The sequence below is a fragment of the Pseudomonas sp. HD6422 genome, from assembly GCF_025377065.1.
Lineage (GTDB): Bacteria > Pseudomonadota > Gammaproteobacteria > Pseudomonadales > Pseudomonadaceae > Aquipseudomonas > Aquipseudomonas putida_U.
The window spans coordinates 78,257-102,536 of sequence record NZ_JAHWIW010000014.1; the positions used below are offsets into that span (position 1 = coordinate 78,257).

The following is a 24,280-nucleotide window of genomic DNA, read 5'->3' on the forward strand; positions in this document are numbered from 1 at the left end:
GCTTGTGCGGGAGAGGGGCGCTGACCCCATGAACATCGTCAACGTGATGTGGGCGGGTGGCTCGCCCTACATGTCGGTGCACAAGGTGCATCGCCAGGTGTTGTCACTGGTCGGCTCGGACGTGCGGATCAGCAATTGGCTGCTGACCGGCGAGGGCTTGTGCCATGGCCTGGGCTCGACGCTGGAGTGGCGCATGCCGCAACGAGCGCTCAAGGGGCGAGGCATGTGGCGCCTGATCCGGCCGTGGCTGCGGTATCGCCTGGGCAAGGCGCTGATCGAAGCCAAGGCCGATGTGGTACTGATCGACGGGGTGGGGGTTGCCCGCATGGTGCTGCCATTGCTGCGGCGCCTTCCTGACCTGCGCGCCAAAGTCATGTTCCATGGCGAAACGCGCCTGAGTCCGGGTGATGTACGTCTGATCAACGGCCTTCCGCCCGGGCGCGTGGCGCTGGCGGCCGTTTCACGGACCTTGGCCGAACACCTCGGCCAGATCCTGCAACGCCCGGTGCAGACCTTGCGCATGGCTCACGAGCCGCGGGCATTCAGCGCCAGCCTGATGAGCCGCGAGCAGGCGCGCCAGGCACTCGAACTACCCCTGGAAGGCGGTCCGGTGTTCGGCGCTGTCGGGCGGCTGGTGGAGAGCAAGGGCTTCGAGATGCTCATCCAGGCATTCGCCCTGGCGCATGCACGGCTTCCGGATATGCGCCTGGTAGTGCTCGGTGATGGCAATGAGCGGGCTCGTCTGCAGGCCTGCATCGAGGCACGGGGGATGGCTGATTGCATCACCCTGCACGGTCATCGCAAGGACATGCAGCAGCTCTACCGTGCCTTCGACTGGTTGCTGGTACCATCCCGGGCCGAAGGTCTGGGTCTGGTGGTGCAGGAGGCGGTGTTAGCCGATGTGCCGGTGATCTGCAGCGAACTGCCGGTATTTCGCGAGCAGTTGCAGGATGGCGGGTGCTACCTGCCGGTCGGCGATGTGCAGGCCTGGGCCGGGGCGATCCTGCAGGCGGTCGAGCGCCGTCCGCAGGAGTGTGTCCGTCAGCAGCGCCAAGCCCTGGACCCTGAGGCGTCGTGGCAAGCGTTCCGGGAAGGCTCCGAGCGCTTGCTGCGGGATTGAGCTCAGGCGCCCAGCAAGGCTGCCTGGAAGTCGGCGAGCGGAAAGCGTTCGCCGAGTCTCTCGCGCTCGATGTAGCGCACCATGTGTTGCACGTTGCGGCGAATCATGCGGGCGGGCAACGGCGCGCGCAGGAAGCGCATATCGGCGACATCGATCAGGCCCAGGCGATCGTCGGGCGTCACCACGACGTTGCCCAGGTGCAACGAGCGGAAATACACCCCTGAACGGTGCAGTTGGCGAATCAGCTCGACCAGCCGTGGCAGGTATACCTCCCAGCTGAAACTTTCTTCCCGGGCCATCTGCAGCAGTGTCCGTCCAGGAAGCGGACGATACAGCACCGCGGTGCGGCCTGGCAGGTCGAGCTTGTGATGGCTGATCACTTCCAGGGTCGGGATGCCCAGTTGCGTCAGACGCTGGGCGTTATCGATGAAGCGCTGCGAGTAGGGACGCAACAGGGCGGATGAAAATAAGCGTTTGCGACGAAAAACCTTGAGGATATTGCCATCGCCAAGCAGGTAGACTTTGGCGCCGTAACTATCCGCCTCCAGAATCTGGGCGCCAAGTGTCAGCTGATCGAAGTCGACCTGAGGTAGCCGGGAGCATTGCATGGATAGGGGCCTTGTCTCTGGCAAGCAAATTGACCGGCAATAATGCCGAAAATAACGCGGCAGCACCATGATGGTGTCTTGATGATTCACCGGGGGGATGGATGTTGTATCAAAAGAGCTGGGCGCGTGCTTGGCTAGGATTCGGCTTGGTATGGTTCCTGGGTGCGATCGCTTTGGCACCCAGCAACAAGATCTACCAACAGGGCATCATTCTTTTCCTGTGGTTACCGACCTTGATCATGGCGTGGTCAGGCAGGCGAGTGCTTTTACAGGCCTGGCGATTGCAACCAGCCTTGTGGGCCAGCGTTTTGCTTTTGTTGGTCTGGAGCGCCCTGAGTTTGCTCTGGTCGGCGACAGATGAAGGTGGACGCGACGGCAAGCGCCTGGTCTACATACTCCTGTTCCTGATGGCATTCCCCTTGCTGGCCCAAGCCGGGCTTTCGCGGGTACGTTGTCTGCTTCAGGTCGGCGCCGGGCTGCTTGCCATCGCCGCATTGGTGTCCATTGTTCTGTTCTATGGCATCCATGGACGGGCCTGGCTGGCGCGGCTCCAGGGAATCGGCGAAATTTCCCATCCCATTCTCGGCGCCTACGTGATCGCGGCAGCGGTGCTTTGTTTGCTCCATAAACTGCCTCGCCAACGTGGCGCCCAGCTTGCCTGGGGATTGGCACTTGCAGCGCTGGGGGCTTTCGTGGTGCTGAGCCAGAGCCGGGGTGCGGCTGTCGCGTTGGTACTGACGACGATGGCCAGACCGCTTTGGTATCGCAACCGTCAGAGCCAGGTATTTGCCGGATTGGCCATCGTTGCCACCTGTATCGCGTTCTTCCTGATGTCTGACGTGATCTTGAGACGTGGTGCTTCTCACCGGCCAGAGATCTTCGAGGCTGCGCTGCAGATGATTGGGCAGCATCCCTGGGGTGGCTTGGGACTGGGCAGCGTTTATCAGGTCGTCGTCGGCCGATCTCAGTTCGATCACACCCACAATATGTTCACCCACGCGGCAGTGGAGTTGGGGGTGCCGGGAATGGTGCTCTGGGTAGCGGTGTGGTTGTTCGCGTTTGCAGAAATCGTCCGAGCCCGTCATACGGGTATGGGTAAGGCCTTGCTAGGCCTGTGGCTGTACTCAACCCTGGCCATGCAGTTCGACGCCGCGAGCCTTACCGATACGCCACGCGCCGAATGGTTCATCAGTTGGTTGCCGGTTGGTCTGGTCATGCTATTGCCATGGGGGCGTGCCGAAAACAAAGCCTGTGGTAAAATTTCCGGTTCAACCTGAACAGCGAGCTCGATGATGGCCGAAACACCGCGACCGGCGGAGCACAACTCCAGCCTGAAGATCTATTTCCGGCTGTTGAGCTACGTGAAACCCTATGTCGGCATTTTCCTGCTGAGCATCATCGGTTTCGTGATCTTCGCCTCGACCCAGCCGATGCTGGCCGGGATCCTCAAATATTTCGTCGATGGCCTGAGCAATCCGCAGGCGGTCCTGTTCCCCAACGTGCCTTACCTGCGTGACCTGCAGCTGCTGCAGGCCGTGCCTTTGCTGATCATTCTGATCGCTGCCTGGCAAGGCTTCGGTTCGTTCCTCGGAAACTATTTCCTGGCCAAGGTCTCCCTGGGCCTGGTGCACGACCTGCGTGTGGAGTTGTTCAACAAACTGTTGGTGCTGCCCAATCGCTACTTCGACAACCATAACTCCGGGCATCTGATCTCGCGGATCACCTTCAACGTGACCATGGTCACCGGTGCTGCCACCGATGCGATCAAGGTGGTCATCCGAGAGGGACTGACCGTGGTGTTCCTGTTCGGCTACCTGGTGTGGATGAACTGGCAGCTGACCATGGTGATGCTCGCCATCCTGCCGGTCATCGCGATCATGGTCAGCGTGGCCAGCAAGAAATTCCGCAAGCAGAGCAAGAAGATCCAGGTAGCCATGGGCGATGTCACCCACGTTGCCTCGGAAACCATCCAGGGTTATCGGGTGGTGCGCAGTTTCGGCGGTGAAACCTACGAGCAGAAGCGCTTCCAGCGTGCCAGCCAGAGCAACACCGACAAACAGCTGAAGATGACCAAGACCGGCGCCCTGTATACCCCCATGCTGCAGTTGGTGATCTACACCGCCATGGCTGCGCTGATGTTCCTGGTGCTGTTCATGCGTGGCGATTCGTCGGCCGGTGAACTGGTGGCCTACATCACCGCCGCCGGCCTGCTGCCCAAGCCGATCCGCCAGCTTTCCGAGGTCAGCTCGACCATTCAGAAAGGCCTTGCCGGCGCCGAGAGCATCTTCGAGCAGCTCGACGAAGCCCCTGAGGTGGATACCGGCACGGTCGAGAAGGACCGCGTGGAAGGCCGCCTGGAAGTGCGCAACCTGAGCTTCAGCTACCCCGGCACCGACCGTGAAGTGCTCAGCGACATCAGCTTCGTGGCCGAGCCCGGACAGATGATCGCGCTGGTGGGCCGCTCAGGCAGCGGCAAGTCGACCCTGGCAGCGTTGATTCCGCGCTTCTATCACCATGACCAGGGACAGATCCTGCTCGATGGCCTGGAAATATCCAAGTACCGACTGCGCAACCTGCGGCGCCATGTGTCCCAGGTGACCCAGCATGTCACGCTGTTCAACGACACCGTGGCCAATAACATCGCTTACGGTGACCTGGCCGGAGCTCCGCGTGCCGATATCGAGGCGGCAGCGGCCGATGCCTATGCCAAGGAGTTCGTCGACAAACTGCCCAAGGGCTTCGACACCGAAGTGGGCGAGAACGGCGTGCTGCTGTCCGGTGGTCAACGCCAGCGTCTGGCGATTGCCCGGGCTCTGCTGAAGAATTCGCCGTTGTTGATCCTCGACGAGGCCACCTCGGCCCTGGATACCGAGTCCGAGCGACATATCCAGGCCGCCCTGGATCACGTGATGAAGGGCCGCACCACGTTGGTGATCGCCCACCGCCTGTCGACCATCGAGAAGGCCGACCTGATCCTGGTCATGGACCAGGGGCGTCTGGTGGAACGCGGCACCCATGCCGAGTTGCTGCAGGCCAACGGTCACTACGCCCGTCTGCACGCCATGGGGCTGGACGAGCCGGAAAAGGCCGACATCACCTGAAGCATCATTACGGGGCCGGAACACGGCCCCGATCGTCACCGGGAGTTTCCACAGCCCAACAGCCAGTAAGGCTTGCGCCGGCCCTGTGCTAATATCCTGCCCCTGTTCATTATTTCTTTTGGGTTGCCCATGAAGTTGTCCATGCCGCGTTTCGATCAAGCCCCGGTACTGGTGGTCGGCGATGTCATGCTCGACCGCTACTGGCATGGCGGTACTTCGCGTATTTCGCCGGAAGCGCCGGTGCCGGTGGTCAAGGTCGATCAAATCGAGGACCGCCCCGGTGGCGCGGCCAACGTCGCCTTGAACATCGCTGCCCTCGGTGCGCCGGCCTCACTGGTTGGCGTCACCGGCCAGGACGAGGCCGCCGAAAGTCTGGCCAACAGCCTCCAGGCCGCTGGCGTTCGCTCGTTGTTCCAGCGCATTGCGCATCAGCCGACGATCGTCAAGCTGCGGGTCATGAGCCGTCATCAGCAACTGCTGCGCATTGATTTCGAGCAGCCGTTCGCCACTGATGCGGTGTCATTGGGCACCCAGGTCGACAGCTTGCTCGAAGGCGTCAAGGTGCTGGTGCTGTCCGACTACGGCAAAGGCGCCCTGAAAGACCCACAGGGCCTGATCGAGGCGGCCCGCGCCCGTGGTATTCCGGTGCTGGCCGACCCCAAGGGCAAGGACTTCACCATCTACCGTGGTGCGAGCCTCATCACTCCGAACCTCAGCGAGTTCGAAACCATCGTCGGTCGTTGCGCCGACGAGAACGAGTTGGTCGCCAAGGGCCTTCAACTGCTGCAGGATCTCGACCTGGGCGCACTGCTGGTGACCCGCGGCGAACATGGCATGACCCTGCTGCGTACCGGTCAACCCGCATTGCACCTGCCGGCGCGGGCCCGTGAAGTGTTCGATGTCACCGGTGCCGGCGATACCGTCATCTCCACCCTCGCCGTGGCCATCGCGGCTGGCGAGGACCTGCCCCATGCCGTCGCCCTGGCCAACCTGGCTGCGGGAATCGTGGTCGGCAAACTGGGTACCGCGGCCATCAGCGCCCCGGAGTTGCGCCGCGCGATCCAGCGCGAAGAGGGCTCCGAGCGCGGGGTGCTGGGTCTGGAGCAACTGCTGCTGGCGATCGACGATGCGCGCGCGCACAACGAGAAGATCGTGTTCACCAATGGTTGCTTCGACATCCTCCACGCCGGGCATGTGACCTACCTGGAGCAAGCTCGTGCCCAGGGAGATCGCCTGATCGTCGCGGTCAACGACGACGCTTCCGTCAGCCGCCTCAAGGGGCCAGGTCGTCCGATCAACAGTGTCGATCGGCGCATGGCCGTGCTGGCTGGACTGGGAGCGGTGGACTGGGTCATCAGCTTCCCCGAGGACACCCCGGAAAATCTGCTGGCCGAGGTCAAGCCCGATGTGCTGGTCAAGGGCGGCGACTACGGCATCGACCAGGTGGTCGGGGCTGATCTGGTGAAGGGCTATGGCGGTACCGTGAAGGTGCTGGGGCTGGTTGAAAACAGCTCGACCACGGCCATCGTCGAGAAAATCCGCAAGAACTGACGCTATCGGGGCCGCGCAGCGGCCCCGACGTTCATTTGTGTATCGAAGTCCGCGCTCGCGCCAGCAGTGCCCGAGCCTTGTCGCCAAAGCGTTGCAGGTGCGACGAGCGATTCGGCTTGGGTTCTTCCAGCCCTTGCTGCTTCACCCAGTCCTTCCAGCGAATCCGCTCATCCTCGACCACCCACCCCTCCTGCCGGGCAAAGCTTTCGGCCAGGTACAGCCCGCGTGTGCTGGCGCGTACCAATTCGTCCCGGCGCAAGGTATACAGCTCGGCAAGCGGCTGTCCGTCCTTGAGCGGCATCAGGTACAGGTCAGGGCGTTTGCGATTGAGGCGGGCCACCAGTTGATCGCCTTCCAGGCGTTCGTCGACGTGAAACAGGCTGAGCTTCTTGGCCTCCCGTGGCACCTGCAAGCGCATGTCGTAGATCAGCTGCAGTGACGCCGTAGGCAGATGAACGTAGGCCCGTGGTCGTTCCAGCAACATCAGGTTGGCGCAGTGCACGGGACGGGCGGCGCCGGACTGGGGCGTCAGCACGAAAGGCAGGGTTTCACGGTAATGCAGGGCCGCGGCATAGGGGGCAGGCAGCCAAGTGTCATTGAAGCGACCGCCCAGCCAGCCTTCAGGTGTCTCCAGCAGGCATTCTTCGGCCACCTCCTGCACGGCTGTGTGCAGTGGCAGGTTCAACTCCTGAGCCGGGACGTAGCCGGAAATCAGCTTGAGCACCACGTCGCCTCGGTCCTGGCGCCGCTGGCGGACCAGCACCCAGAAGTCGCGGTTTTGCCAGTGCAGGGTCAGACGCACGGAAACCCCAAGGTTGGCCAATTCGGTGACGAAGCGTTGTGGATCGGGCAGTTGGATGGCACGCCGGCGTTGCTGGGTCTGGCTGAAATTCAGCGGCATGCCGATGCTCTGGTAGGCCAGTCCTTCCGGGGTAGCCTCGACATGCAGAGGCAGGGTCTTGAAATTGCTCGGATTCTTGCGGATCAACGTTCGCGGCACGAGGCTCCTCCTTGCGTCGGTGCGCCCTGGCGGGCGCGGCTCAATGCTGGCCCAGGATGCGGGCGACGGTGGCCACGTTATGGGCCAGATGCAGCGGATTGATGGTGCCGACGATAGCACTGCTGACGCCTGGATGGGAGAACAGCAACTCGAAGCTGGCCTGTACCGGGTCCACTCCCGGCGCCAGGCAGATGTGTCCGCTGGCCAGAGCCTTCTTTACCAGAATGGCCTTACCGTGCGCGGCAGCGTAGTCCAGTACCGGTCGCTCGGCCTGCTCGTTGAGGTTGTAGGTAACCATGGCGCAATCACCCTGTTCCAGTGCCTTGAGGCCTCCTGCGGCGGTTTTGCCGGAGAAACCGTAGCCAAGAATCTTACCCTCGCGCTTGAGCTCGGCCAGGGTCTGGTAGACCTCCTGTTGCTCGAGGATCGCCAGATCGTTACCGTCGGAATGCACCAGCACCAGGTCGATGCGGTCGGTTTCCAGACGTCGCAGGCTGCGCTCTACCGAGCGGCGGGTGTGGGCGGCGCTGAAGTCGAAGTGCGAAAGTCCGTTGTCGAACTCTTCACCGACCTTGCTGACGATCACCCACGCGTCGCGTTGGCCGCGCAGCAGTGGACCCAGTCGCTCCTCACTGCGGCCATAAGCCGGTGCAGTGTCGATCAGGTTGATCCCCAGGTCGCGGGCCTGGTTCAACAGCAGACCAGCCTCGTCGTCGGCGGGAATGGTGAAGCCGCTGGGATACTTCACGCCCTGGTCGCGGCCGAGCTTGACCGTGCCCAGGCCGAGGGGCGACACCTGGAAGCCGGTGCTGCCCAGGGGGCGGTGGAAGTCGTGCAGGGTCGGCAGGCTCATGGCAGCAAGCGCTCCCAGGCCGGCACGCCGAGGGTCGGACGCGGCAGGTCGGCGAGCTCGGGCTGGGCCGTGGGGCGCACGCCATCGCGTTCCAGGCTGGCCAGGACACGGTCGCTGAAATCCGGTGCCAGCGCCAGTTTGGTCGGCCAGCCGACCAGCAGGCGTTGCTGTTCAGCGAGGAAAGCGTTGTCCGGACGCACCAGGCCCGTTTGCGCGGGCTCGGCGCGGTCGACGCGTAGGGTGGCCCAGCGCACCTGACCCTGGTCGACCCATGGCAGCAGGTTGGCGATTTCCTTTTGCGCGGCGGCGATCTGCGCCGCAGGCTCGCGGGCCACGCCATCGGCTTCGGCCAGATCTCCGCCGAGGTACCAGACCCACTGGCCATCGGCTGCCGGATGGGTCGTGACGGTCACACGTGGCTTTGGCCCGCCGCCCAGGCAGTGGGCATACAGGGGTTTGAGGTTCGGCCCCTTGGCCATGACCATGTGCAGTGGCCGCAGTTGCATGGCCGGCTGCTCCAAGCCCAGGGCGTGCAGGATATCTGCGGTACCGCCGCCGGCACTGAGCACGATACGTTGCGCGCGGATCTGCCGAGCGTCGACGCTCAGGCCGACCAGTTCGTCCCCCTCGCGCAGGGGCTCGATGCGCTCGCCAGCCAGCAGGCTATCACCGGCCAGGTCTGCCAGGTTGGCCAGCAGGCTCGGCACGTCGATCACCAGCTCGGAAAGGCGATACACCTTGCCCTTGAACGCGCGGTCCTGCAGAGCGGGAGGCAGTTGCTCGCCCTTGACCTGTTCGACCCGGCTGCGCACGGCCTTGCTGGCGAAGAAGCTGGTCAGGTTGCCGGCCAGGGTGCCGGGCGACCACAGATAGTGGGCATCGGACAGCAGCCGGGTAGCGCTCAGATCCAGCTCACCGTTGCCGGCCAGGGCCTCGCGCCAGCGTCGGGGCATGTCGGCGATGGCCTCCGAGGCGCCGGTCAATGCGCCGTGCAAGGCGTACTTGGTGCCGCCATGGATGATACCTTGGGACTTGACCGTCTGTTCGCCACCGAGGGTGGCGCGTTCCACCAGTACCGTCGAATAGCCCAGGCGACGCAGCCGGGCATTGAGCCAGAGGCCTGCGACCCCGGCGCCGACGATCAGCACGTCAGTGGAAATGGCAGATGGCATGGCAGTACCTCGAAGACTGGGACAGCTGGCAAGTATACAGGGTGTGCGAACGATCAGTGTCCGACGGTCTTGGAGAACACCTGGATCACCACCACGCCGCCGACGATCATGGCCATGCCCAGCATGGCCGGGACGTCCAGTTTCTGCCCGTAGATCACCAGCGCTACGGCGCTGATCAGCACGATGCCCAAGCCCGACCAGATGGCGTAGGCGATTCCCACCGGAATGCTGCGTACCACCAGGGTCAGCATCCAGAAGGCGACGGCATAGCCACATACCATCAACAGCAACGGCAGCGGCGTGCTAAGGCCCTTGACCGCCTTCATGGACGCAGTGGCGATGACTTCGGCGCAAATGGCGATGGCCAGGTAGGTGTATGCATTCATGGTGGGAATCTCCAGGGACTGGAGCGTATTCTAGAGGTAGCTGGTATGGGGTAAAGTCATTACCTATCTGTTCAGGAGATAGGTCGATGCCTCCCCAGTGGAATCTGGAACAACTGCGCACCTTCGTGCGTGTCGTGGAGTTGCGCTCGTTCTCCGCCGTCGCCCGTGAGCAGCACAAAGCGCAATCGGCGATCAGCAACGCCATCGCGCTGCTCGAAGCGGACCTTGGCGTCGCCTTGTTCGACCGCAGCAGTGGGCGGCAGCCGAAGCTGACCGAGAACGGCGCTGCTCTGCTCGAAGATGCCCATGAACTGTTGCGCCAGTGTGAGCGCCTTGAAGGCCGGGCGCTGGCCCTGATGCGTGGCCAGGAAGCGTTGCTGCGCGTGGCTCAGGATGAAGCCATGCCTTATCAACCGGTAATCGACAGCCTGGACGAGTTGGCCAGCCGTTATCCGTACCTGCAGGTGCAACTGGCCAGTGGTGCCCAGGGCGATGTCGCCCGCAAGTTGGTAGAGCGGCGCGCCGACCTGGGGCTGTTCTTCAATCATGAGCGGATGCCTGCCTCGCTGGAGCGGCGGGCCCTGGGCAGTGTGGAAATGGTCACGGTGTGCGCGGCCGGCCATCCCTTGGCCGGGCAGGGCAGAGTGACCTGCCAGCAGTTGGCGCGTTACCGCCAGCTGTTGATCACGCCGCAGGAAAGTGGCTACCCCGGGGGAGAGGTGGTCAGTCCGCAGGTCTGGCGCGCCGACAGTTTCTACGCCATGGCCGAACTGCTGATGCGTGGCTTGGGTTGGGCCTGGCTGCCGCGTCACGTGGTGCAGTACCCCACCTATCAGGCGCACATGGTGGAGCTCGATTGCGAGTGGTGTCCGCCGGCGCTGGTGGTCGAGCTGGCCTGGCGTCGCGACGAGCCGCTGGGGCCCGCCGCGCAATGGTTGGCCGAGCGCTTTGCGGTGCACCTGCGCGCGATCGGTTAAACTCCGCCGCCATGAACAGAACTCTCTATACCTTGCTCTTCCACCTGGGCCTGCCACTGGTTGCGCTGCGCCTGTACCTGCGTGCGCGCAAGGCGCCGGCCTATCGCCAGCGTATCGCCGAGCGCTTCGCTTGCAACCTGCCGCCGATGCAGCAGGGCGGGATCTGGGTGCATGCTGTGTCGGTGGGCGAAAGCATCGCCGCGGCGCCGATGGTGCGCGCGCTGCTCAAGGCCTATCCGGGCATGCCGATCACGCTGACCTGCATGACCCCGACCGGCTCCGAGCGAATTCGCGCGTTGTTCGAAGGCGAGCCGCGTGTACAGCATTGCTACCTGCCCTACGATCTACCCTGGGCCGCGGCACGCTTCCTCGACCATGTCCGTCCGCGTCTGGGCATCATCATGGAAACCGAACTGTGGCCGAACCATATCCATCAGTGTGCCAAGCGCGGCATTCCCGTGGCTTTGGCCAACGCGCGCTTGTCCGAGCGTTCGGCGCGCGGCTATGCGCGTTTTGCCAAGCTGACCCGACCGATGCTCGCCGAAATGAGCCTGATCGCGGTGCAGACCGAAACCGAGGCGCAGCGTTTTCGTGACCTGGGCGCACGGCCCGAGTGCGTGCAGGTGACCGGTTCGATCAAGTTCGACCTCAAGGTCGACGAGCAGCTGGTGCCACGGGCGCGCGCGCTGCGTGAGCAGTGGGGCGCTACCCAGCGCCCGGTGTGGATCGCTGCCAGTACCCACGAGGGCGAGGATGCGTTGATCCTGCAGGCGCACCGGCAGTTGCTGCAGGTGCATGGCGATGCGCTGCTGATTCTGGTGCCTCGTCATCCTGAGCGTTTCGCTGCGGTGCATACGTTGTGCAGCGAGCAGTTCACCACGGTGCGACGCTCTTCAGGGGCGGCGGTGGATGCGCAGACCGCGGTACTGCTTGGCGACACCATGGGCGAATTGCTGTTTCTATATGCCCTGGCTGATATCGCCTTCGTCGGTGGCAGCCTGGTCGCCACCGGAGGCCACAATCCGCTGGAGCCGGCGGCCCTGGCCCTGCCGGTGATCATGGGGCCGCATGTGTTCAACTTCCAGGAAATCAGCGCGATGTTGCGTGAGGCAGGGGCGTTGCAGCAGATCGACGATGCCGACGGCCTGGCCGAAGCCGTACGGCGCCTGATCGAGCTGCCGCAGGATACGCGGCGGATGGGCGAGGCGGGCAGGGCGGTCATGCAGGCCAATCAGGGCGCCTTGCAGCGCTTGCTCGATGGCCTGGACACGTTGATCGCCTGACGGCGCTATGGCCTGCGCTCGAAATTCTTCGCCGCTGCCGCCGCCAGGTCCGGAGGCAGGAAATCCTTGTCCGGGTTGTAGTCCGCCTTCAGATAGCGTTTGAGGTCTTGCAGGTCCTGGGGGCTCAAGGTCCCTGCCGCTTGCTTGAGGCTCAGGTTATCGAGAATGTAGTCGTAGCGGCTGTTGTTGTAGTCGCGCACCGAGGTGTACAGCTGGCGCTGAGCGTCCAGCACGTCGACGATGTTGCGGGTACCGACCTGATAGCCGATCTCGGTGGCCTCCAACGCGCTCTGGTTGGAGATGATCGATTGCTTGCGTGCCTGCACCTGTTCCACGTCGGTGTTTACCGCGCGGTGCAGGTTGCGGGTGTTCTCCACCACCTGGCGGCGCAGACTTTCGCGCTGTTGCTCGCTCTGGTTCAGACGCTGGTAGGCCTCGCGCACTTGCGAACTGGTCAGGCCACCGCTGTAGATGGGGATGTTCAACTGCAGGCCGATGCTGGTCTGCTCCACGTCGCCGCTGTAGCGCACCCCTGGTTGCGGCGCCGGGTTGGTGAAACCGAGGCTGTCGTTATCGCCCTTTTGATAGCGCGCCACGGCGTCCAGCGTGGGGGCGTGCCCCGCCTTGCGCTGGCGTAGGGTTTCCTCGGCAGCGTCGACGGCATAGTTGGTCGCCAACAGGTTGAGATTCTGCCGCGCCGCTGTTTCGACCCAGGCCTTGGCGTCATTGGGCGTTGGCACCTGCACCGGTAGGGTATGAACCACGCCCTGGATCGCCGTGTACTCGCGGTTGGTCAGTGTCACCAAAGCCTCGAAGGCATCCTGTACCTGACGCTCGGCGATGATTCGGTTGGCCCGCGCGGTGTCATAGCTGGCCTGGGATTGCAGTACATCGGTCTTGTCCGACAGCCCGACGTCGAAGCGCTCGTTGGACTGATCGAGTTGACGCTTGAACGCGGCTTCCTCTGCCTTGGTCGCGGCCAGGTTGTCCTGGGCGCGCAGTACGGCGAAATAGTTCTGCGCCGTCTGCAGGATGAGGTTCTGCTCGGTGGCCGAGAGTTCAAGGGCCGCCTGTTCGTTGACCGCTTCGGCCGCTTGCAACTGGAACCAGCGGTCGGCGCGGAAGATCGGCTGCGACAAGGTCGCGCTCCAGGAATTACCACTGCGGTTCGAGGTGATGGAGGGCTCATCGAGCTTGGTGCGAGTGTTCATCATCTCGGCACCGGCCGACAGGTTCGGAAGCAAACCGGCCCTGGCCTGGGGGACCACTTCGCGCCGGGCGCCATAGTCGGCGCGGGCAGCCGCCAGGTCGGCGTTGTTGGTCACCGCTTCCTGATAGACGCTGACCAGGTCGGTCTTCACTGTCGTAGGCACATCCGCTGCCCATACCACTGCGTTGGACGCACAAGACACGGCTATGGCCAGTGAAAGTTTGCGCAGCATAGAGGCAATCCTTGTACGAAATTAATTACTGAACTGTTGAGTATTGAATGACTGGCCAGTGTAGTGCCATGGGCTGTTGGCAACAATCGTAGTGCCTCCCTTTCATCACCTCTTGTTTTTAGTCGCTTGGCTTTGCCGACCACTCCAGTCTAGACTGCGCATGTTCTTGTCGGGGTGCCTTGAAGCAAAGGCTGAGATCGCAAAGTTGCGGATCCCGTTGAACCTGATCAGGTTAGCGCCTGCGTAGGGAACAAGATTGCTCGCCTTCCCGGGGAGCCTCTTGTGCCAGGTCCGGGAATGTCGCAGCTCCAGCAGCTTCAGGCACTCCATGTATCCGGCACTGCACTCGTCACAGAGTGCGTCCGCGCCTTTCAGGTTCACCCCGACATCCATCCGCTAGGAAGCTGTCTGGAGAGCCTGTGATGAGCAAACAAGAAAAAACGATCAACCTCAGCGAGTCGGCGCAAGTCGATCAGCAGTCCGTGCAACCCTTCCCGCGTTCGCGCAAGGTCTATGTCCAAGGCTCGCGCCCGGACATCCGCGTGCCCATGCGCGAAATCAGCCTGCACGACACCCCGACCGACTTCGGCGGCGAGAGCAATGCCCCGGTGCTGGTGTATGACACCTCGGGCCCCTACACCGATCCCAACGTGATCATCGATGTGCGCAAGGGCCTGGCCGACGTGCGTTCTGCCTGGATCGATGGCCGTGGCGATACCGAACGCCTGGGCGGCCTGAGTTCGGACTTCGGCCAGCAGCGCCTGAACGATGCCGAACTGGCCAAGCTGCGCTTCGCCCACGTGCGCAACCCACGGCGTGCCAAGGCCGGCGCCAATGTCACGCAGATGCACTATGCCCGCCAGGGCATCATCACGGCCGAGATGGAATACGTCGCCATCCGCGAGAACATGAAGCTGCAGGAGGCCCGCGCTGCGGGCTTGCTCGACCAGCAGCACGCCGGGCATAGCTTCGGCGCCAGCATCCCCAAGGAAATCACCGCCGAGTTCGTCCGTGAGGAGATCGCCCGCGGTCGTGCGATCATCCCGGCCAACATCAACCACCCGGAATTGGAGCCGATGATCATCGGCCGCAACTTCCTGGTGAAGATCAACGGCAACATCGGCAACAGCGCCTTGGGTTCCTCGATCGAGGAAGAAGTGGCCAAACTGACCTGGGGTATCCGCTGGGGCTCGGACACGGTCATGGACCTGTCCACCGGCAAACACATCCACGAGACTCGCGAGTGGATCATCCGCAACTCGCCGGTTCCGATCGGCACCGTGCCGATCTACCAGGCCTTGGAAAAGGTCGGTGGAGTCGCCGAGGACCTGACCTGGGAGCTGTTCCGCGACACCCTGATCGAACAGGCCGAGCAGGGCGTCGACTACTTCACCATCCATGCCGGCGTGCTGCTGCGCTATGTGCCGTTGACCGCCAAACGGGTGACCGGCATCGTCAGCCGCGGCGGTTCGATCATGGCCAAGTGGTGCCTGGCGCATCACAAGGAAAACTTCCTGTACACGCATTTCGACGAGATCTGCGAGATCATGAAAGCCTATGACGTCAGCTTCTCGCTGGGCGACGGTCTGCGCCCGGGCTCGATCGCCGACGCCAACGACGCGGCGCAGTTCGGTGAGCTGGAAACCCTCGGCGAACTGACCAAGATCGCCTGGAAGCACGACGTGCAGTGCATGATCGAAGGCCCGGGCCACGTGCCGATGCAGTTGATCAAGGAAAACATGGACAAGCAGCTCGAGTGCTGCGACGAAGCGCCGTTCTACACCCTTGGCCCGCTGACCACCGACATCGCGCCGGGCTACGACCACATCACTTCGGGCATCGGCGCGGCGATGATCGGTTGGTTCGGTTGCGCCATGCTTTGCTACGTCACGCCCAAGGAGCACTTGGGCCTGCCGAACAAGGACGACGTCAAGACCGGAATCATCACCTACAAGATCGCCGCGCACGCCGCCGACCTTGCCAAGGGGCATCCGGGCGCGCAGATTCGCGACAATGCGCTGTCCAAGGCGCGTTTCGAGTTCCGCTGGGAAGACCAGTTCAACCTTGGTCTGGATCCGGACACCGCACGCGCCTTCCATGACGAGACCCTGCCCAAGGAATCGGCCAAGGTTGCGCACTTCTGCTCGATGTGCGGGCCGAAGTTCTGCTCGATGAAGATCACCCAGGAAGTGCGCGAATATGCCGCCAAGATCGAGACCGTGGACGTGACGGTGGAGCAGGGCATGCGTGAGCAGGCCGAGCGCTTCCGCCAGGAAGGCAGTCAGCTCTACCACAAAGTCTAAGGCGCAAAACCCTAGCCCTGTGGGAGCGGGCTTGCCCGCGAACGGGACACCGCGGTGGCTTCTTCGCGGGCAAGCCCGCTCCCACAGGGACGCGTGTTTACTTCAGATTTCTTCCGGCGAATGAAAAAATGACCACCCCCAGCCACTTCTCACCCGACCACGCGGTTCCCGCGAGCCAGCGCCTGTTCGGCGCCCGCGACCTGTTCTCGCTGTGGTTTTCCCTTGGTATTGGCCTGATGGTCCTGCAGGTCGGCGCGTTGCTCGCTCCCGGCCTGGGCCTGTCCGGCGCGCTGTTGGCGATTGTCCTGGGTACCGGCGTCGGCGTGCTGCTGTTGGCCGCGGCTGGTGTGGTCGGCAGCGATACCGGGTTGTCGGCCATGGCCACTTTGCGCCTGAGCTTAGGTGGCCACGGCGCGCGCCTGCCGGCGGTGCTCAACCTCCTGCAGTTGGTGGGCTGGGGATCTTTCGAGATCATCGTCATGCGCGATGCCGCCAGCCTGCTGGGCGCGCGGACCTTCGGCGAAGGCAGTGCCTGGAACAGTCCGGTGCTGTGGACCCTGTGCTTTGGCGCCCTGGCCACCTTGCTGGCAGTCAGCGGGCCGTTGGCGTTCGTGCGCAAGGTGCTGCGTAAATGGGGGATCTGGCTGCTGCTCGGCGCCTGCCTGTGGCTGACCTGGAACCTGTTCGTCAAGGCCGACCTCGCTGCCCTGTGGGGGCGTACCGGGGACGGCTCGCTGTCGTTGGCGGTGGGTTTCGACATCGTCATCGCCATGCCGCTTTCGTGGTTGCCGCTGATCGCCGACTATTCGCGTTTCGGCCAGTGTGCCAGCCGGGTGTTCGGTGGTACCGCGTTAGGCTTCTTCCTTGGCAATGCCTGGCTGATGAGCCTGGGTGTGGCCTACACCCTGGCGTTTGCCGCCGATGGCGAAACCAATGCGCTGCTGCTGGCCCTGGCCGGTGCCGGTCTGGGAATCCCACTGCTGTTGATTCTGCTCGACGAGTCGGAAAACGCCTTTGCCGACATTCATTCTGCGGCGGTGTCCACGGGCCTGCTGGTGCGCCTCAAGGTCGAGCACCTGGCGCTGGCCATCGGCGTGCTGTGTACCCTGATCGCGTTGCTGGCGCCGCTGGCCCAGTACGAGAACTTCCTGTTACTGATCGGCTCGGTGTTCGCGCCACTGTTCGGCGTGGTGCTGGTCGACCACTATCTGATGCGCCGCCGCCGCATGCCAGCACGAGTGGCGGGCCTGCATTGGCCTGCGCTGGTGGCGTGGGCGGCAGGTGTCGCGGCGTATCACCTGATCGCCGCACAGGCGCCGGACTTCGGTGCGACCCTGCCAGCCTTGCTGCTGGCAGGTGCGCTGCATGCGCTACTGGGTGTCAGCCGCGGCCGGGAAACAGCTCGGGCTTGATCACGCCATTGAGGCGTGGGTACGGAATCTTCAGCTCGACGTGGCCCATGGAGTAGGGCGCGATGGCATAGACTTCGTACTTGACCACCACCGCGCCGTACGTCAGGGCGACGTGCGGCGAGCGCTTGAACGGCCAGGTTTTGACGAATTCGGCGTCCTTGTCCATGCCCACGCTGATCAGCCAGGCCTTGTGCGACTCTTCTACGGTTTTCCAGAAGGTCTCTTCCTGGCCGGGCACCAGCATGTCCTGCAGGGTCAGCACCTTGTCCAGCTTGCGCGAGTAGTTGATGAAGCCGCGCCCTGGCATGCCGTGGGCGCCGCCGCTGTCGAGGTAGCTCGACAGTTCGATGATCACCAGCCCGTCATGCTGCTCGCGTACCTTGGCCTGCAGGTAGCTGCTGTTGCGCTTGTCGGCGTTGGCCAGGTACTGCTGTTCGTAGGCTTGCAGGGTCGCCGGAGCGGCGCCGTGCTGGTTGTCCTCGGTCAGTTGCAGCAAGCGTTTTTCGACGATGCCGTCGAGCTTGGGCAGGGCCGGGAAGTGGATGGTGTCGATATTGACCAGCGGGCAGTCGCTTTCGCTGCAGCCGGGTTTGACATGCTCCCAGGCATCGCGCTTGACCTCGAGCGGAGCCCGGTAATTGGGCGTGAACAGGCTTTGGCAGGCGCCCAGTGCCAGTGCCAGCACGGCCACGGAAGTCAGTTTGACGAGCGTCATGATGATCCTTGCAGAACAGGGAAAAGTCGGCCTTTGACCGTCTGCGCGGCCTTCAGTTCGCCACTAAGCTAACAGAGTAGGCGCTCGCTGTCCCGACCGTGCGAACGGTCGCCCAAGGGGGGTGAAACGTGAAAGCGTGCAGAGTAGGATGGCGCGATGCGGTAAACGAGGTAGCGAGGATTTTCATGTCGGATACGTTGAATTCGGTACCCAGGACGGTCGAGATCGTCGAGCGGGCCAACTGTTTCCAGGGCTTCTACAAGCTCGACAAGGTGCGCCTGCGTCATGAGCTGTTCGCCGGTGGCTTGGGCCGCGAGATCAGTCGTGAGCTGTTCGTGCGCCACGATGCGGTGTGCGTGTTGCCTTATGATCCGCTGCGTGACGAAGTGGTCTTGATCGAACAGTTCCGGGTCGGCGCCATGGACAAGGTCGACAACCCTTGGCTGATCGAGATGGTCGCCGGGCTGATCGACAAGGATGAGCAGCCCGAGGAGGTTGCCCACCGCGAGGCCGAGGAAGAAGCAGGCCTGGTCTTCAGCGCCTTGTGGCCGATGACCCGTTACTTCCCGTCGCCCGGCGGCAGTGATGAATATGTGCATCTGTTCCTTGGCCGTTGCAGCAGTGAAGGGGCCGGTGGCCTGCATGGCCTGGAAGAGGAGGGCGAGGACATCCGTGTGCGGGTGTGGTCATTCGAAGACGCCCTGCAGGCGGTGCGTGATGGGCGCATCTGCAACGCCGCGACCATCATCGGCCTGCAATGGCTGGCGCTGAACAAAGACGAAGTCCGAGGTATGTGGAAGTGAACCTGTTGCGTGAGCGTTATCGGGTCGACCTGGCCGGGTTGCAGGCAGCCTGCGAGGCCAATTACGCCCGGCTCATGCGGTTGTTGCCCGACATGCGCACCACCCAGAGCTCACGGCGCATCGGCATGGCCCAGGGCGACCAGATGCTTGGCGTGCTGGTGCTCGATGTGCTGTTGGCCTGTCCGTACACCACCACCTTGCGCGTGCGCCAGGAGCACAGCCTGCCCTGGTTACCGGTGCCGCAAATGGAGGTGCAGGTGTACCACGACGCACGCATGGCCGAGGTGGTCGGTGCCGAGCATGCCAGGCGGCTGCGCAGCATTTACCCCTACCCCAACGAAGCGATGCACCAGCCCGACGAGAAGGCCCAGCTCAACCTGTTCCTCGGCGAATGGCTGAGTCACTGCCTGGCCTGCGGTCACGAACTGGCAAGCGTGCGCTGAAATGTGACGCTGTGCTCGTAACAGAGGGTGTGCTGGCTGTTTTCTGACGACCGTTCGCCCGCCATAATTGCCGCTGAATCCGTTCGAGGAGACGGCCGTTGCCGCACCCAGATCCACTCCAGGCCCCCGTGCACGTCGTGCAGTTGACCGATGCCCATCTGTTCGGCGATGCGACCGGTACCCTGCTTGGCCTAAATACCCGCGACAGCCTCCGCCATGTGATCGCCCAGGTTCGTCGCGAGCAGCCGCGCATCGACCTGTTGCTGTGCACCGGCGACCTATCGCAAGACGGCAGCGTGGCGTCCTATGAGGCGTTTCGTCAGTTGACCGGCGAAATCCAGGCGCCGACCCGCTGGTTGCCGGGCAACCACGACGAGGCCAGGGTCATGGCCGAAGTCGCGCCGGAGCTGGTCCAGGCGGTCACCGATATCGGTGCCTGGCGTGTGGTGATGCTCGATTCGTCGGTACTCGGCGCCACCCATGGCCTGCTGGAACCTGATCAACTGGCCTTGCTCGACCAGGCCCTGGCCTCGGCAGCAGGGCGTCACTGCCTGGTGTGCTGCCACCACCAGCCGGTCGACATTGGCTGTGCCTGGATCGCGCCGATCGGCCTGCGCAATGCCGATGACCTGTTGCAGCGCCTGAAAGGTTATCCACAGGTCAAGGCGTTGCTCTGGGGGCATATTCATCAAGCGTGGGATGAGCAACGCGATGGCATGCGCTACCTGGCTACGCCATCGACCTGCATCCAGTTCGCGCCGGGCAGCGAGGACTTCAAGGTGAGCGAGGAGCTGCCGGGGTATCGCTGGCTGCGCCTGCATGCTGACGGTCGCCTGGAAACGGGTGTGGAGCGTGCCCGAGACTTCGAGGTGCGGCTCGACTTCGACAGCCCCGGCTATTGAGGTGGAGCCATCACCGGCTTGCCGGCGATCGGGCCGCTGCGCTTGAAGAATATGTTGCAAGACAATCGAGCCAGCACCAAAACCCGGTGAACACGCTACACTGCGCGTCCCAGCGCCCGCCTGTCGGGGCGCGAAGCCAAAGACACCGGGGGCAGCATGTCGGGTTCCATCCTCTATATCCATGGCTTCAACAGCTCGCCGTTGTCGACCAAGGCTCGCCAGCTTGAAGCGGTGATGCAACAGCTTGGCCTGGCCGAGCGGTTGCGCGTGCCCGAACTGCACCATCATCCGCGCCAGGCTATCGCCCAGCTCGAGGCCTGCATCGCCGAGCTCGGTGCGCCCTTGCTGGTCGGCAGCTCGCTCGGCGGCTACTATGCCACCCATCTGGCCGAGCGCCACGGCCTCAAGGCCCTGCTGATAAACCCGGCGGTGACGCCGCACAAGCGTTTCGATGGCTACCTCGGCACCCAGCGCAACCATTACAGTGGTGAAACCTGGGAGCTGACTCTGGACCACGTACAGGCGCTGGCCGAGCTCGAAGTCGCGCCGCCCGCCGACCCCGACCGCTACCAGATATGGTTGCAGACCGGGGACGAAACCCTGGATTATCGCCACGCCGAGCAGTATTACCGCGGTTGTGCCTTATGTATCGAGGCCGGTGGCGATCATGGCTTCCAGGGCTTCGCCGAACGCCTGCCGGCTCTGCTGGCATTCGCCGGAGTTGCCCCAGGGCGGTATTCAGCGCTCGATTTTTCTGTATTTTGACCTTTTTGCATTCACCAGACTGACGACGAGAACCCATGGCCAATCCCAGCGCTAGCGCCTATAACGCAGACGCCATCGAAGTCCTCTCGGGCCTTGACCCGGTCCGCAAGCGGCCGGGCATGTACACCGACACCAGCCGGCCCAATCACCTGGCCCAGGAAGTCATCGACAACAGCGTCGACGAAGCCCTGGCCGGCCACGCCCGCTCGGTGCAGGTCATCCTTCACGCCGACCACTCGCTGGAGGTCAGCGACGACGGCCGCGGCATGCCGGTGGACATCCACCCCGAAGAGGGCGTCTCGGGGGTCGAGCTGATCCTCACCAAGCTGCATGCCGGCGGCAAGTTCTCCAACAAGAACTACCAATTCTCCGGCGGCCTGCACGGCGTGGGTATCTCCGTGGTCAACGCCCTGTCGACCCAGGTGCGGGTGCGCGTCAAGCGCGACGGCAACGAGTACCAGATGACTTTCGCCGATGGCTTCAAGTCCAGCGAGCTGGAGGTGGTCGGATCGGTCGGCAAGCGCAACACCGGCACCAGCGTCTACTTCAGCCCCGATCCCAAATACTTCGATTCGCCCAAGTTCTCCATCAGCCGCCTCAAGCATGTGCTCAAGGCCAAGGCCGTGCTGTGCCCGGGGCTGTTGGTCAGCTTCGAGGACAAAGCCAGTGGTGAGAAGGTCGAATGGCATTACGAGGACGGCCTGCGTTCCTACCTGGTCGACTCGGTCAGCGAGTTCCAGCGCCTGCCTGACGAGCCGTTCTGCGGTAGCCTGGCCGGCAACAAGGAGGCTGTCGACTGGGCCTTGCTGTGGTTGCCCGAAGGGGGCGACAGTGTCCAGGAAAGCTACGTCAACCTGATTCCCACCGCCCAGGGCGGTACCCACGTCAATGGCCTGCGCCAAGGCCTGCTCGACGCCATGCGCGAGTTCTGCGAGTTCCGCAACCTGCTGCCGCGCGGTGTCAAGCTGGCCCCCGAGGACGTGTGGGAGCGCATCACCTTCGTGCTGTCGATGAAGATGCAGGAACCGCAGTTTTCCGGGCAGACCAAGGAGCGCTTATCGTCCCGCGAGGCGGCGGCGTTCGTCTCCGGCGTGGTCAAGGACGCGTTCAGCCTCTGGCTCAACGCCCATCCCGAACTGGGCATGCAACTGGCCGAGCTGGCGATCAGCAATGCCGGGCGGCGCTTGAAGGCCAGCAAGAAGGTCGAGCGCAAGCGCGTCACCCAGGGCCCGGCGTTGCCTGGCAAGTTGGCCGACTGCGCCGGGCAGGACCCGATGCGCGCCGAGCTGTTCCTGGTCGAAGGTGACTCCGCCGGCGGTTCCGCCAAGCAGGCCCGTGACAAGGAATTCCAGGCCATCCTGCCGCTGCGTGGCAAGATTCTCAACACCTGGGAAGTGGACGGCGGCGAAGTCCTGGCCAGCCAGGAAGTGCACAACATCGCTGTGGCCATCGGCGTCGATCCAGGCGCTAACGACCTTTCGCAACTGCGCTACGGCAAGATCTGCATCCTCGCCGACGCCGACTCCGACGGTTTGCATATCGCCACCCTGCTGTGCGCACTGTTCGTCCAGCACTTCCGTCCGCTGGTCGAGGCCGGGCACGTCTACGTGGCCATGCCGCCGCTGTACCGCATCGACCTGGGCAAGGAAATCTACTACGCCCTCGACGAAGCCGAGCGCGATGGCATTCTCGATCGCCTGGTGGCCGAGAAGAAGCGTGGCAAGCCCCAGGTCACTCGCTTCAAGGGGCTGGGCGAGATGAACCCGCCGCAATTGCGCGAGACCACCATGGACCCGAACACCCGGCGCCTGGTCCAGCTGACCCTGGACGATCTGCAGGGCACCACCGAGATCATGGACATGCTGCTCGCCAAGAAGCGCGCCGGTGATCGCAAGAGCTGGCTGGAAACCAAGGGCAACCTGGCCGAGGTCCTGGTTTGATTCGTCTGCTGTTAGCTGCCTGCCTTGCCCTGGTTGCCCTGACGTGTCAGGCCAGCGAGTGGCCGCAGTTGAAGTTGACCGCCGAGCACCCGATCGAAGGCATGCGCGGCGGCAATCTTTCCGGCCTGGCGTTTTGTCGTGGCAGCTTTTGGGGCGTTTCGGACCGCGATGACGACCGTATCTATCGCTACGACCAGCAAGAAGCGGTCTGGCGCGCCGAGCCGTTGATATTCACCCCCCCGCCAGTCCCTGAAAGTGGCCTGCCCTGGGGCTTGAAGGCGCGGAGCTGGGCGGCGGCGCTGGTGCGCGGCGGTGATCTGGATTTCGAGGGCATCACCTGCGACCAGAGCGACAACCTCTATCTGGTCAGCGAAGCCCATGCTGCCGTTCTGCAATTGCCCCTCGAAGGCGAGCCCAACTGGCTGAAGATCGACCCGGTGATGATGCGCCAGGCTCGTGCCAGCGGCATGCTGCTGAACTTCAATGCCCTGTTCGAAGGCCTGGCCATCAACCCAGCCGGTGACCGCTTGTGGTTGGCGGCCGAGCGTGAGCGACGGGGCCTGGTGGTGATCGAGCGACAGCAATCGCTATGGAACTGTGGGCGCAGCTGCGTGTTGCTCAGTGAAGCCGGGGTCGAGATGCAGCCACCGCAGATGCCCAATCCACGGCCACTGTCCCGGGACTTTTCCGACCTGGCGATGTTCGAGGGCAAGCTGTTCACCCTCGAGCGCAACGCGTTTCGTGTGTGCCGCCGCGATCCAGACACCGGCAAGGTCGAGCGCTGCTGGTCGTTCGCCGCCGATGCCCTGGTCCCCGAGCGTCGCTACGATCAGCCGTTCGGCCTGGCCGAAGCGCTGGTGATCGACGCCAAGGGCGCATGGATCGGCCTGGACAACAACGGCAGCGACCGCGCCGATGGTGAGACTCGGCCGATCGTCTGGCGCTTTGCCGCGCCCGAGGGCGGCTGGAGCGCCCAGCCATGACCCAGCCAGCGGGCAAGCGCGCCGGCAAGGTGCTGATGATCGTGGCCTGGGCCGCCGCGCTGTTCCTGGCTACGCGCTTCTTCGGCCAGTGGGAGGAGCGCCAACGCAACCCCAATGCACAGGTGCAGTCCGAGCACGGCGATGGTTTCATCGAGGTGCGGCTGCTGGGCAATGGCCAGGGCCATTTCGTGCTGGACGGTGCGATCAATGGCCAGGTCGTGCATTTCATGCTCGACACCGGCGCCACCGACGTGGCCATTCCCGAGGCCCTGGCCAACGAGCTGGGCCTGGCGCGCGGCAGCCCGGTCATCCTGAGTACCGCCAATGGTCGCACCGAGGGCTATCGCACGCGGCTCGACAGTGTGCAGCTTGGCGATATCCGCCTGCACGGCGTCCGTGCCCTGGTGGTCCCGGGCCTGGACGGGCAGACCGTACTGCTCGGCATGAGCGCCCTGAAACAACTTGAATTTACCCAGCGCGGCGGCACCATGTTGCTGCGCCAGAACCTGAAATGACGAGGC

General features: G+C 63.6%; 22 protein-coding genes and 1 riboswitch. Of the genes, 15 read left to right on the forward strand and 7 right to left on the reverse strand.

All coding sequences use genetic code 11. The features are described 5' to 3' along the window. The first annotated feature begins 28 nt into the window (after positions 1–28). Positions 29–1,120, forward strand: a complete 1,092-nt coding sequence (locus KY379_RS12465; protein ID WP_261238787.1) for a glycosyltransferase — start codon at positions 29–31, stop codon at positions 1,118–1,120. A 2-nt stretch (positions 1,121–1,122) separates the two neighbouring features. Here KY379_RS12465 and KY379_RS12470 read toward each other — a convergent pair whose 3' ends face one another. Beyond that, entirely contained in the window at positions 1,123–1,728 is a 606-nt protein-coding gene (locus KY379_RS12470) for a lipopolysaccharide kinase InaA family protein (RefSeq protein WP_133324726.1), read from the reverse strand. Between the two features lie 101 nt (positions 1,729–1,829). Here KY379_RS12470 and KY379_RS12475 point away from each other — a divergent pair, with 101 nt between their 5' ends. From KY379_RS12475 to hldE, 3 genes are all read left to right on the forward strand, one after another. Further along, entirely contained in the window at positions 1,830–3,005 is a 1,176-nt protein-coding gene (locus tag KY379_RS12475) for an O-antigen ligase family protein (RefSeq protein WP_261238790.1), read from the forward strand. Between the two features lie 15 nt (positions 3,006–3,020). Then, on the forward strand, positions 3,021–4,829 hold the full coding sequence (msbA, locus tag KY379_RS12480) for a lipid A export permease/ATP-binding protein MsbA (protein WP_133324722.1): 1,809 nt from the start codon (positions 3,021–3,023) through the stop codon (positions 4,827–4,829). A gap of 129 nt (positions 4,830–4,958) precedes the next feature. Beyond that, positions 4,959–6,380, forward strand: a complete 1,422-nt coding sequence (gene hldE, locus KY379_RS12485) for a bifunctional D-glycero-beta-D-manno-heptose-7-phosphate kinase/D-glycero-beta-D-manno-heptose 1-phosphate adenylyltransferase HldE (RefSeq protein WP_133324720.1) — start codon at positions 4,959–4,961, stop codon at positions 6,378–6,380. 31 nt (positions 6,381–6,411) lie between these two features. Here the strand turns inward: hldE and KY379_RS12490 are convergent, their stop codons facing one another. The 4 genes from KY379_RS12490 to KY379_RS12505 are packed head-to-tail and all read right to left on the reverse strand — an operon-like array spanning position 6,412 to position 9,791. Then, the gene (locus KY379_RS12490; protein ID WP_133324718.1) at positions 6,412–7,380 is read right to left on the reverse strand and encodes a metal ABC transporter ATPase; all 969 of its coding nucleotides are present in this window, start codon (positions 7,378–7,380) and stop codon (positions 6,412–6,414) included. 40 nt (positions 7,381–7,420) lie between these two features. Continuing rightward, the gene (locus KY379_RS12495) at positions 7,421–8,233 is read right to left on the reverse strand and encodes an aldo/keto reductase (RefSeq protein WP_133324716.1); all 813 of its coding nucleotides are present in this window, start codon (positions 8,231–8,233) and stop codon (positions 7,421–7,423) included. Further along, positions 8,230–9,405, reverse strand: a complete 1,176-nt coding sequence (locus tag KY379_RS12500) for an NAD(P)/FAD-dependent oxidoreductase (RefSeq protein WP_196171964.1) — start codon at positions 9,403–9,405, stop codon at positions 8,230–8,232. The genes KY379_RS12495 and KY379_RS12500 overlap by 4 nt, the downstream gene beginning before the upstream one ends. Positions 9,406–9,458: 53 nt before the next feature. Next, the gene (locus KY379_RS12505; RefSeq protein WP_133324712.1) at positions 9,459–9,791 is read right to left on the reverse strand and encodes a DMT family transporter; all 333 of its coding nucleotides are present in this window, start codon (positions 9,789–9,791) and stop codon (positions 9,459–9,461) included. A gap of 86 nt (positions 9,792–9,877) precedes the next feature. On the opposite strand from KY379_RS12505, the gene KY379_RS12510 reads away from it, so the two are divergent. Both KY379_RS12510 and waaA read left to right on the forward strand, forming a co-directional pair. Further along, on the forward strand, positions 9,878–10,768 hold the full coding sequence (locus KY379_RS12510) for a LysR family transcriptional regulator (protein ID WP_133324710.1): 891 nt from the start codon (positions 9,878–9,880) through the stop codon (positions 10,766–10,768). Positions 10,769–10,779: 11 nt separating this feature from the next. After that, the gene (gene waaA, locus KY379_RS12515) at positions 10,780–12,051 is read left to right on the forward strand and encodes a lipid IV(A) 3-deoxy-D-manno-octulosonic acid transferase (RefSeq protein ID WP_261238793.1); all 1,272 of its coding nucleotides are present in this window, start codon (positions 10,780–10,782) and stop codon (positions 12,049–12,051) included. A gap of 5 nt (positions 12,052–12,056) precedes the next feature. Here the strand turns inward: waaA and KY379_RS12520 are convergent, their stop codons facing one another. After that, positions 12,057–13,493 carry a TolC family outer membrane protein gene (locus KY379_RS12520; protein WP_133324704.1) on the reverse strand — a complete coding sequence of 479 codons (1,437 nt, stop codon included), beginning with the start codon at positions 13,491–13,493 and terminating at the stop codon, positions 12,057–12,059. 160 nt (positions 13,494–13,653) lie between these two features. Beyond that, positions 13,654–13,760, forward strand: a riboswitch (TPP riboswitch). Positions 13,761–13,915: 155 nt separating this feature from the next. On the opposite strand from KY379_RS12520, the gene thiC reads away from it, so the two are divergent. Together thiC and cytX are read left to right on the forward strand one after the other, a co-directional pair. Further along, positions 13,916–15,796, forward strand: a complete 1,881-nt coding sequence (gene thiC / locus KY379_RS12525; protein ID WP_196171969.1) for a phosphomethylpyrimidine synthase ThiC — start codon at positions 13,916–13,918, stop codon at positions 15,794–15,796. Between the two features lie 128 nt (positions 15,797–15,924). After that, on the forward strand, positions 15,925–17,208 hold the full coding sequence (cytX, locus tag KY379_RS12530; RefSeq protein ID WP_261238794.1) for a putative hydroxymethylpyrimidine transporter CytX: 1,284 nt from the start codon (positions 15,925–15,927) through the stop codon (positions 17,206–17,208). On the opposite strand, the gene KY379_RS12535 is transcribed toward cytX, so the two are convergent. After that, positions 17,177–17,923, reverse strand: coding sequence for an RsiV family protein (locus tag KY379_RS12535; RefSeq protein WP_133324698.1), 747 nt, complete (start codon positions 17,921–17,923; stop codon positions 17,177–17,179). The genes cytX and KY379_RS12535 overlap by 32 nt on opposite strands. Positions 17,924–18,108: 185 nt before the next feature. On the opposite strand from KY379_RS12535, the gene KY379_RS12540 reads away from it, so the two are divergent. The 7 genes from KY379_RS12540 (at position 18,109) to KY379_RS12570 (ending at position 24,274) form a co-directional block, all read left to right on the forward strand. Beyond that, positions 18,109–18,726, forward strand: a complete 618-nt coding sequence (locus tag KY379_RS12540; RefSeq protein WP_133324696.1) for an NUDIX domain-containing protein — start codon at positions 18,109–18,111, stop codon at positions 18,724–18,726. Continuing rightward, positions 18,717–19,169: a DUF1249 domain-containing protein gene (locus KY379_RS12545; RefSeq protein ID WP_261238797.1), complete on the forward strand. Its 453-nt coding sequence runs from the start codon at positions 18,717–18,719 to the stop codon at positions 19,167–19,169. The genes KY379_RS12540 and KY379_RS12545 overlap by 10 nt, the downstream gene beginning before the upstream one ends. 98 nt (positions 19,170–19,267) lie before the next feature. After that, positions 19,268–20,071, forward strand: coding sequence for a 3',5'-cyclic-AMP phosphodiesterase (gene cpdA, locus KY379_RS12550; protein WP_133324692.1), 804 nt, complete (start codon positions 19,268–19,270; stop codon positions 20,069–20,071). A gap of 156 nt (positions 20,072–20,227) precedes the next feature. Beyond that, positions 20,228–20,836 (forward strand): YqiA/YcfP family alpha/beta fold hydrolase, encoded by a 609-nt coding sequence (locus KY379_RS12555; RefSeq protein WP_261238799.1) that lies wholly within the window; start codon positions 20,228–20,230, stop codon positions 20,834–20,836. 35 nt (positions 20,837–20,871) lie between these two features. After that, positions 20,872–22,776: a DNA topoisomerase IV subunit B gene (gene parE / locus KY379_RS12560; protein ID WP_133324688.1), complete on the forward strand. Its 1,905-nt coding sequence runs from the start codon at positions 20,872–20,874 to the stop codon at positions 22,774–22,776. Beyond that, a complete protein-coding gene (locus KY379_RS12565) occupies positions 22,773–23,759 on the forward strand; it encodes an esterase-like activity of phytase family protein (RefSeq protein ID WP_261238801.1) in 987 nt (328 codons plus the stop codon). Before parE ends, KY379_RS12565 begins: the two co-directional genes overlap by 4 nt. After that, positions 23,756–24,274 (forward strand): TIGR02281 family clan AA aspartic protease, encoded by a 519-nt coding sequence (locus KY379_RS12570; RefSeq protein ID WP_133324684.1) that lies wholly within the window; start codon positions 23,756–23,758, stop codon positions 24,272–24,274. The genes KY379_RS12565 and KY379_RS12570 overlap by 4 nt, the downstream gene beginning before the upstream one ends. Positions 24,275–24,280 lie beyond the last annotated feature (6 nt).

Coding starts and splice junctions, on each gene's coding strand:
- KY379_RS12465 (WP_261238787.1), top strand. CDS start 29: ATGAACATCGTCAACGTGATGTGGGCGGGTGGCTCGCCCTACATGTCG.
- KY379_RS12470 (WP_133324726.1), bottom strand. CDS start 1,728: ATGCAATGCTCCCGGCTACCTCAGGTCGACTTCGATCAGCTGACACTT.
- KY379_RS12475 (WP_261238790.1), top strand. CDS start 1,830: ATGTTGTATCAAAAGAGCTGGGCGCGTGCTTGGCTAGGATTCGGCTTG.
- msbA (WP_133324722.1), top strand. CDS start 3,021: ATGGCCGAAACACCGCGACCGGCGGAGCACAACTCCAGCCTGAAGATC.
- hldE (WP_133324720.1), top strand. CDS start 4,959: ATGAAGTTGTCCATGCCGCGTTTCGATCAAGCCCCGGTACTGGTGGTC.
- KY379_RS12495 (WP_133324716.1), bottom strand. CDS start 8,233: ATGAGCCTGCCGACCCTGCACGACTTCCACCGCCCCCTGGGCAGCACC.
- KY379_RS12500 (WP_196171964.1), bottom strand. CDS start 9,405: ATGCCATCTGCCATTTCCACTGACGTGCTGATCGTCGGCGCCGGGGTC.
- KY379_RS12505 (WP_133324712.1), bottom strand. CDS start 9,791: ATGAATGCATACACCTACCTGGCCATCGCCATTTGCGCCGAAGTCATC.
- KY379_RS12510 (WP_133324710.1), top strand. CDS start 9,878: ATGCCTCCCCAGTGGAATCTGGAACAACTGCGCACCTTCGTGCGTGTC.
- waaA (WP_261238793.1), top strand. CDS start 10,780: ATGAACAGAACTCTCTATACCTTGCTCTTCCACCTGGGCCTGCCACTG.
- KY379_RS12520 (WP_133324704.1), bottom strand. CDS start 13,493: ATGCTGCGCAAACTTTCACTGGCCATAGCCGTGTCTTGTGCGTCCAAC.
- thiC (WP_196171969.1), top strand. CDS start 13,916: ATGAGCAAACAAGAAAAAACGATCAACCTCAGCGAGTCGGCGCAAGTC.
- cytX (WP_261238794.1), top strand. CDS start 15,925: ATGACCACCCCCAGCCACTTCTCACCCGACCACGCGGTTCCCGCGAGC.
- KY379_RS12535 (WP_133324698.1), bottom strand. CDS start 17,923: ATGACGCTCGTCAAACTGACTTCCGTGGCCGTGCTGGCACTGGCACTG.
- KY379_RS12540 (WP_133324696.1), top strand. CDS start 18,109: ATGTCGGATACGTTGAATTCGGTACCCAGGACGGTCGAGATCGTCGAG.
- KY379_RS12555 (WP_261238799.1), top strand. CDS start 20,228: ATGTCGGGTTCCATCCTCTATATCCATGGCTTCAACAGCTCGCCGTTG.
- parE (WP_133324688.1), top strand. CDS start 20,872: ATGGCCAATCCCAGCGCTAGCGCCTATAACGCAGACGCCATCGAAGTC.
- KY379_RS12570 (WP_133324684.1), top strand. CDS start 23,756: ATGACCCAGCCAGCGGGCAAGCGCGCCGGCAAGGTGCTGATGATCGTG.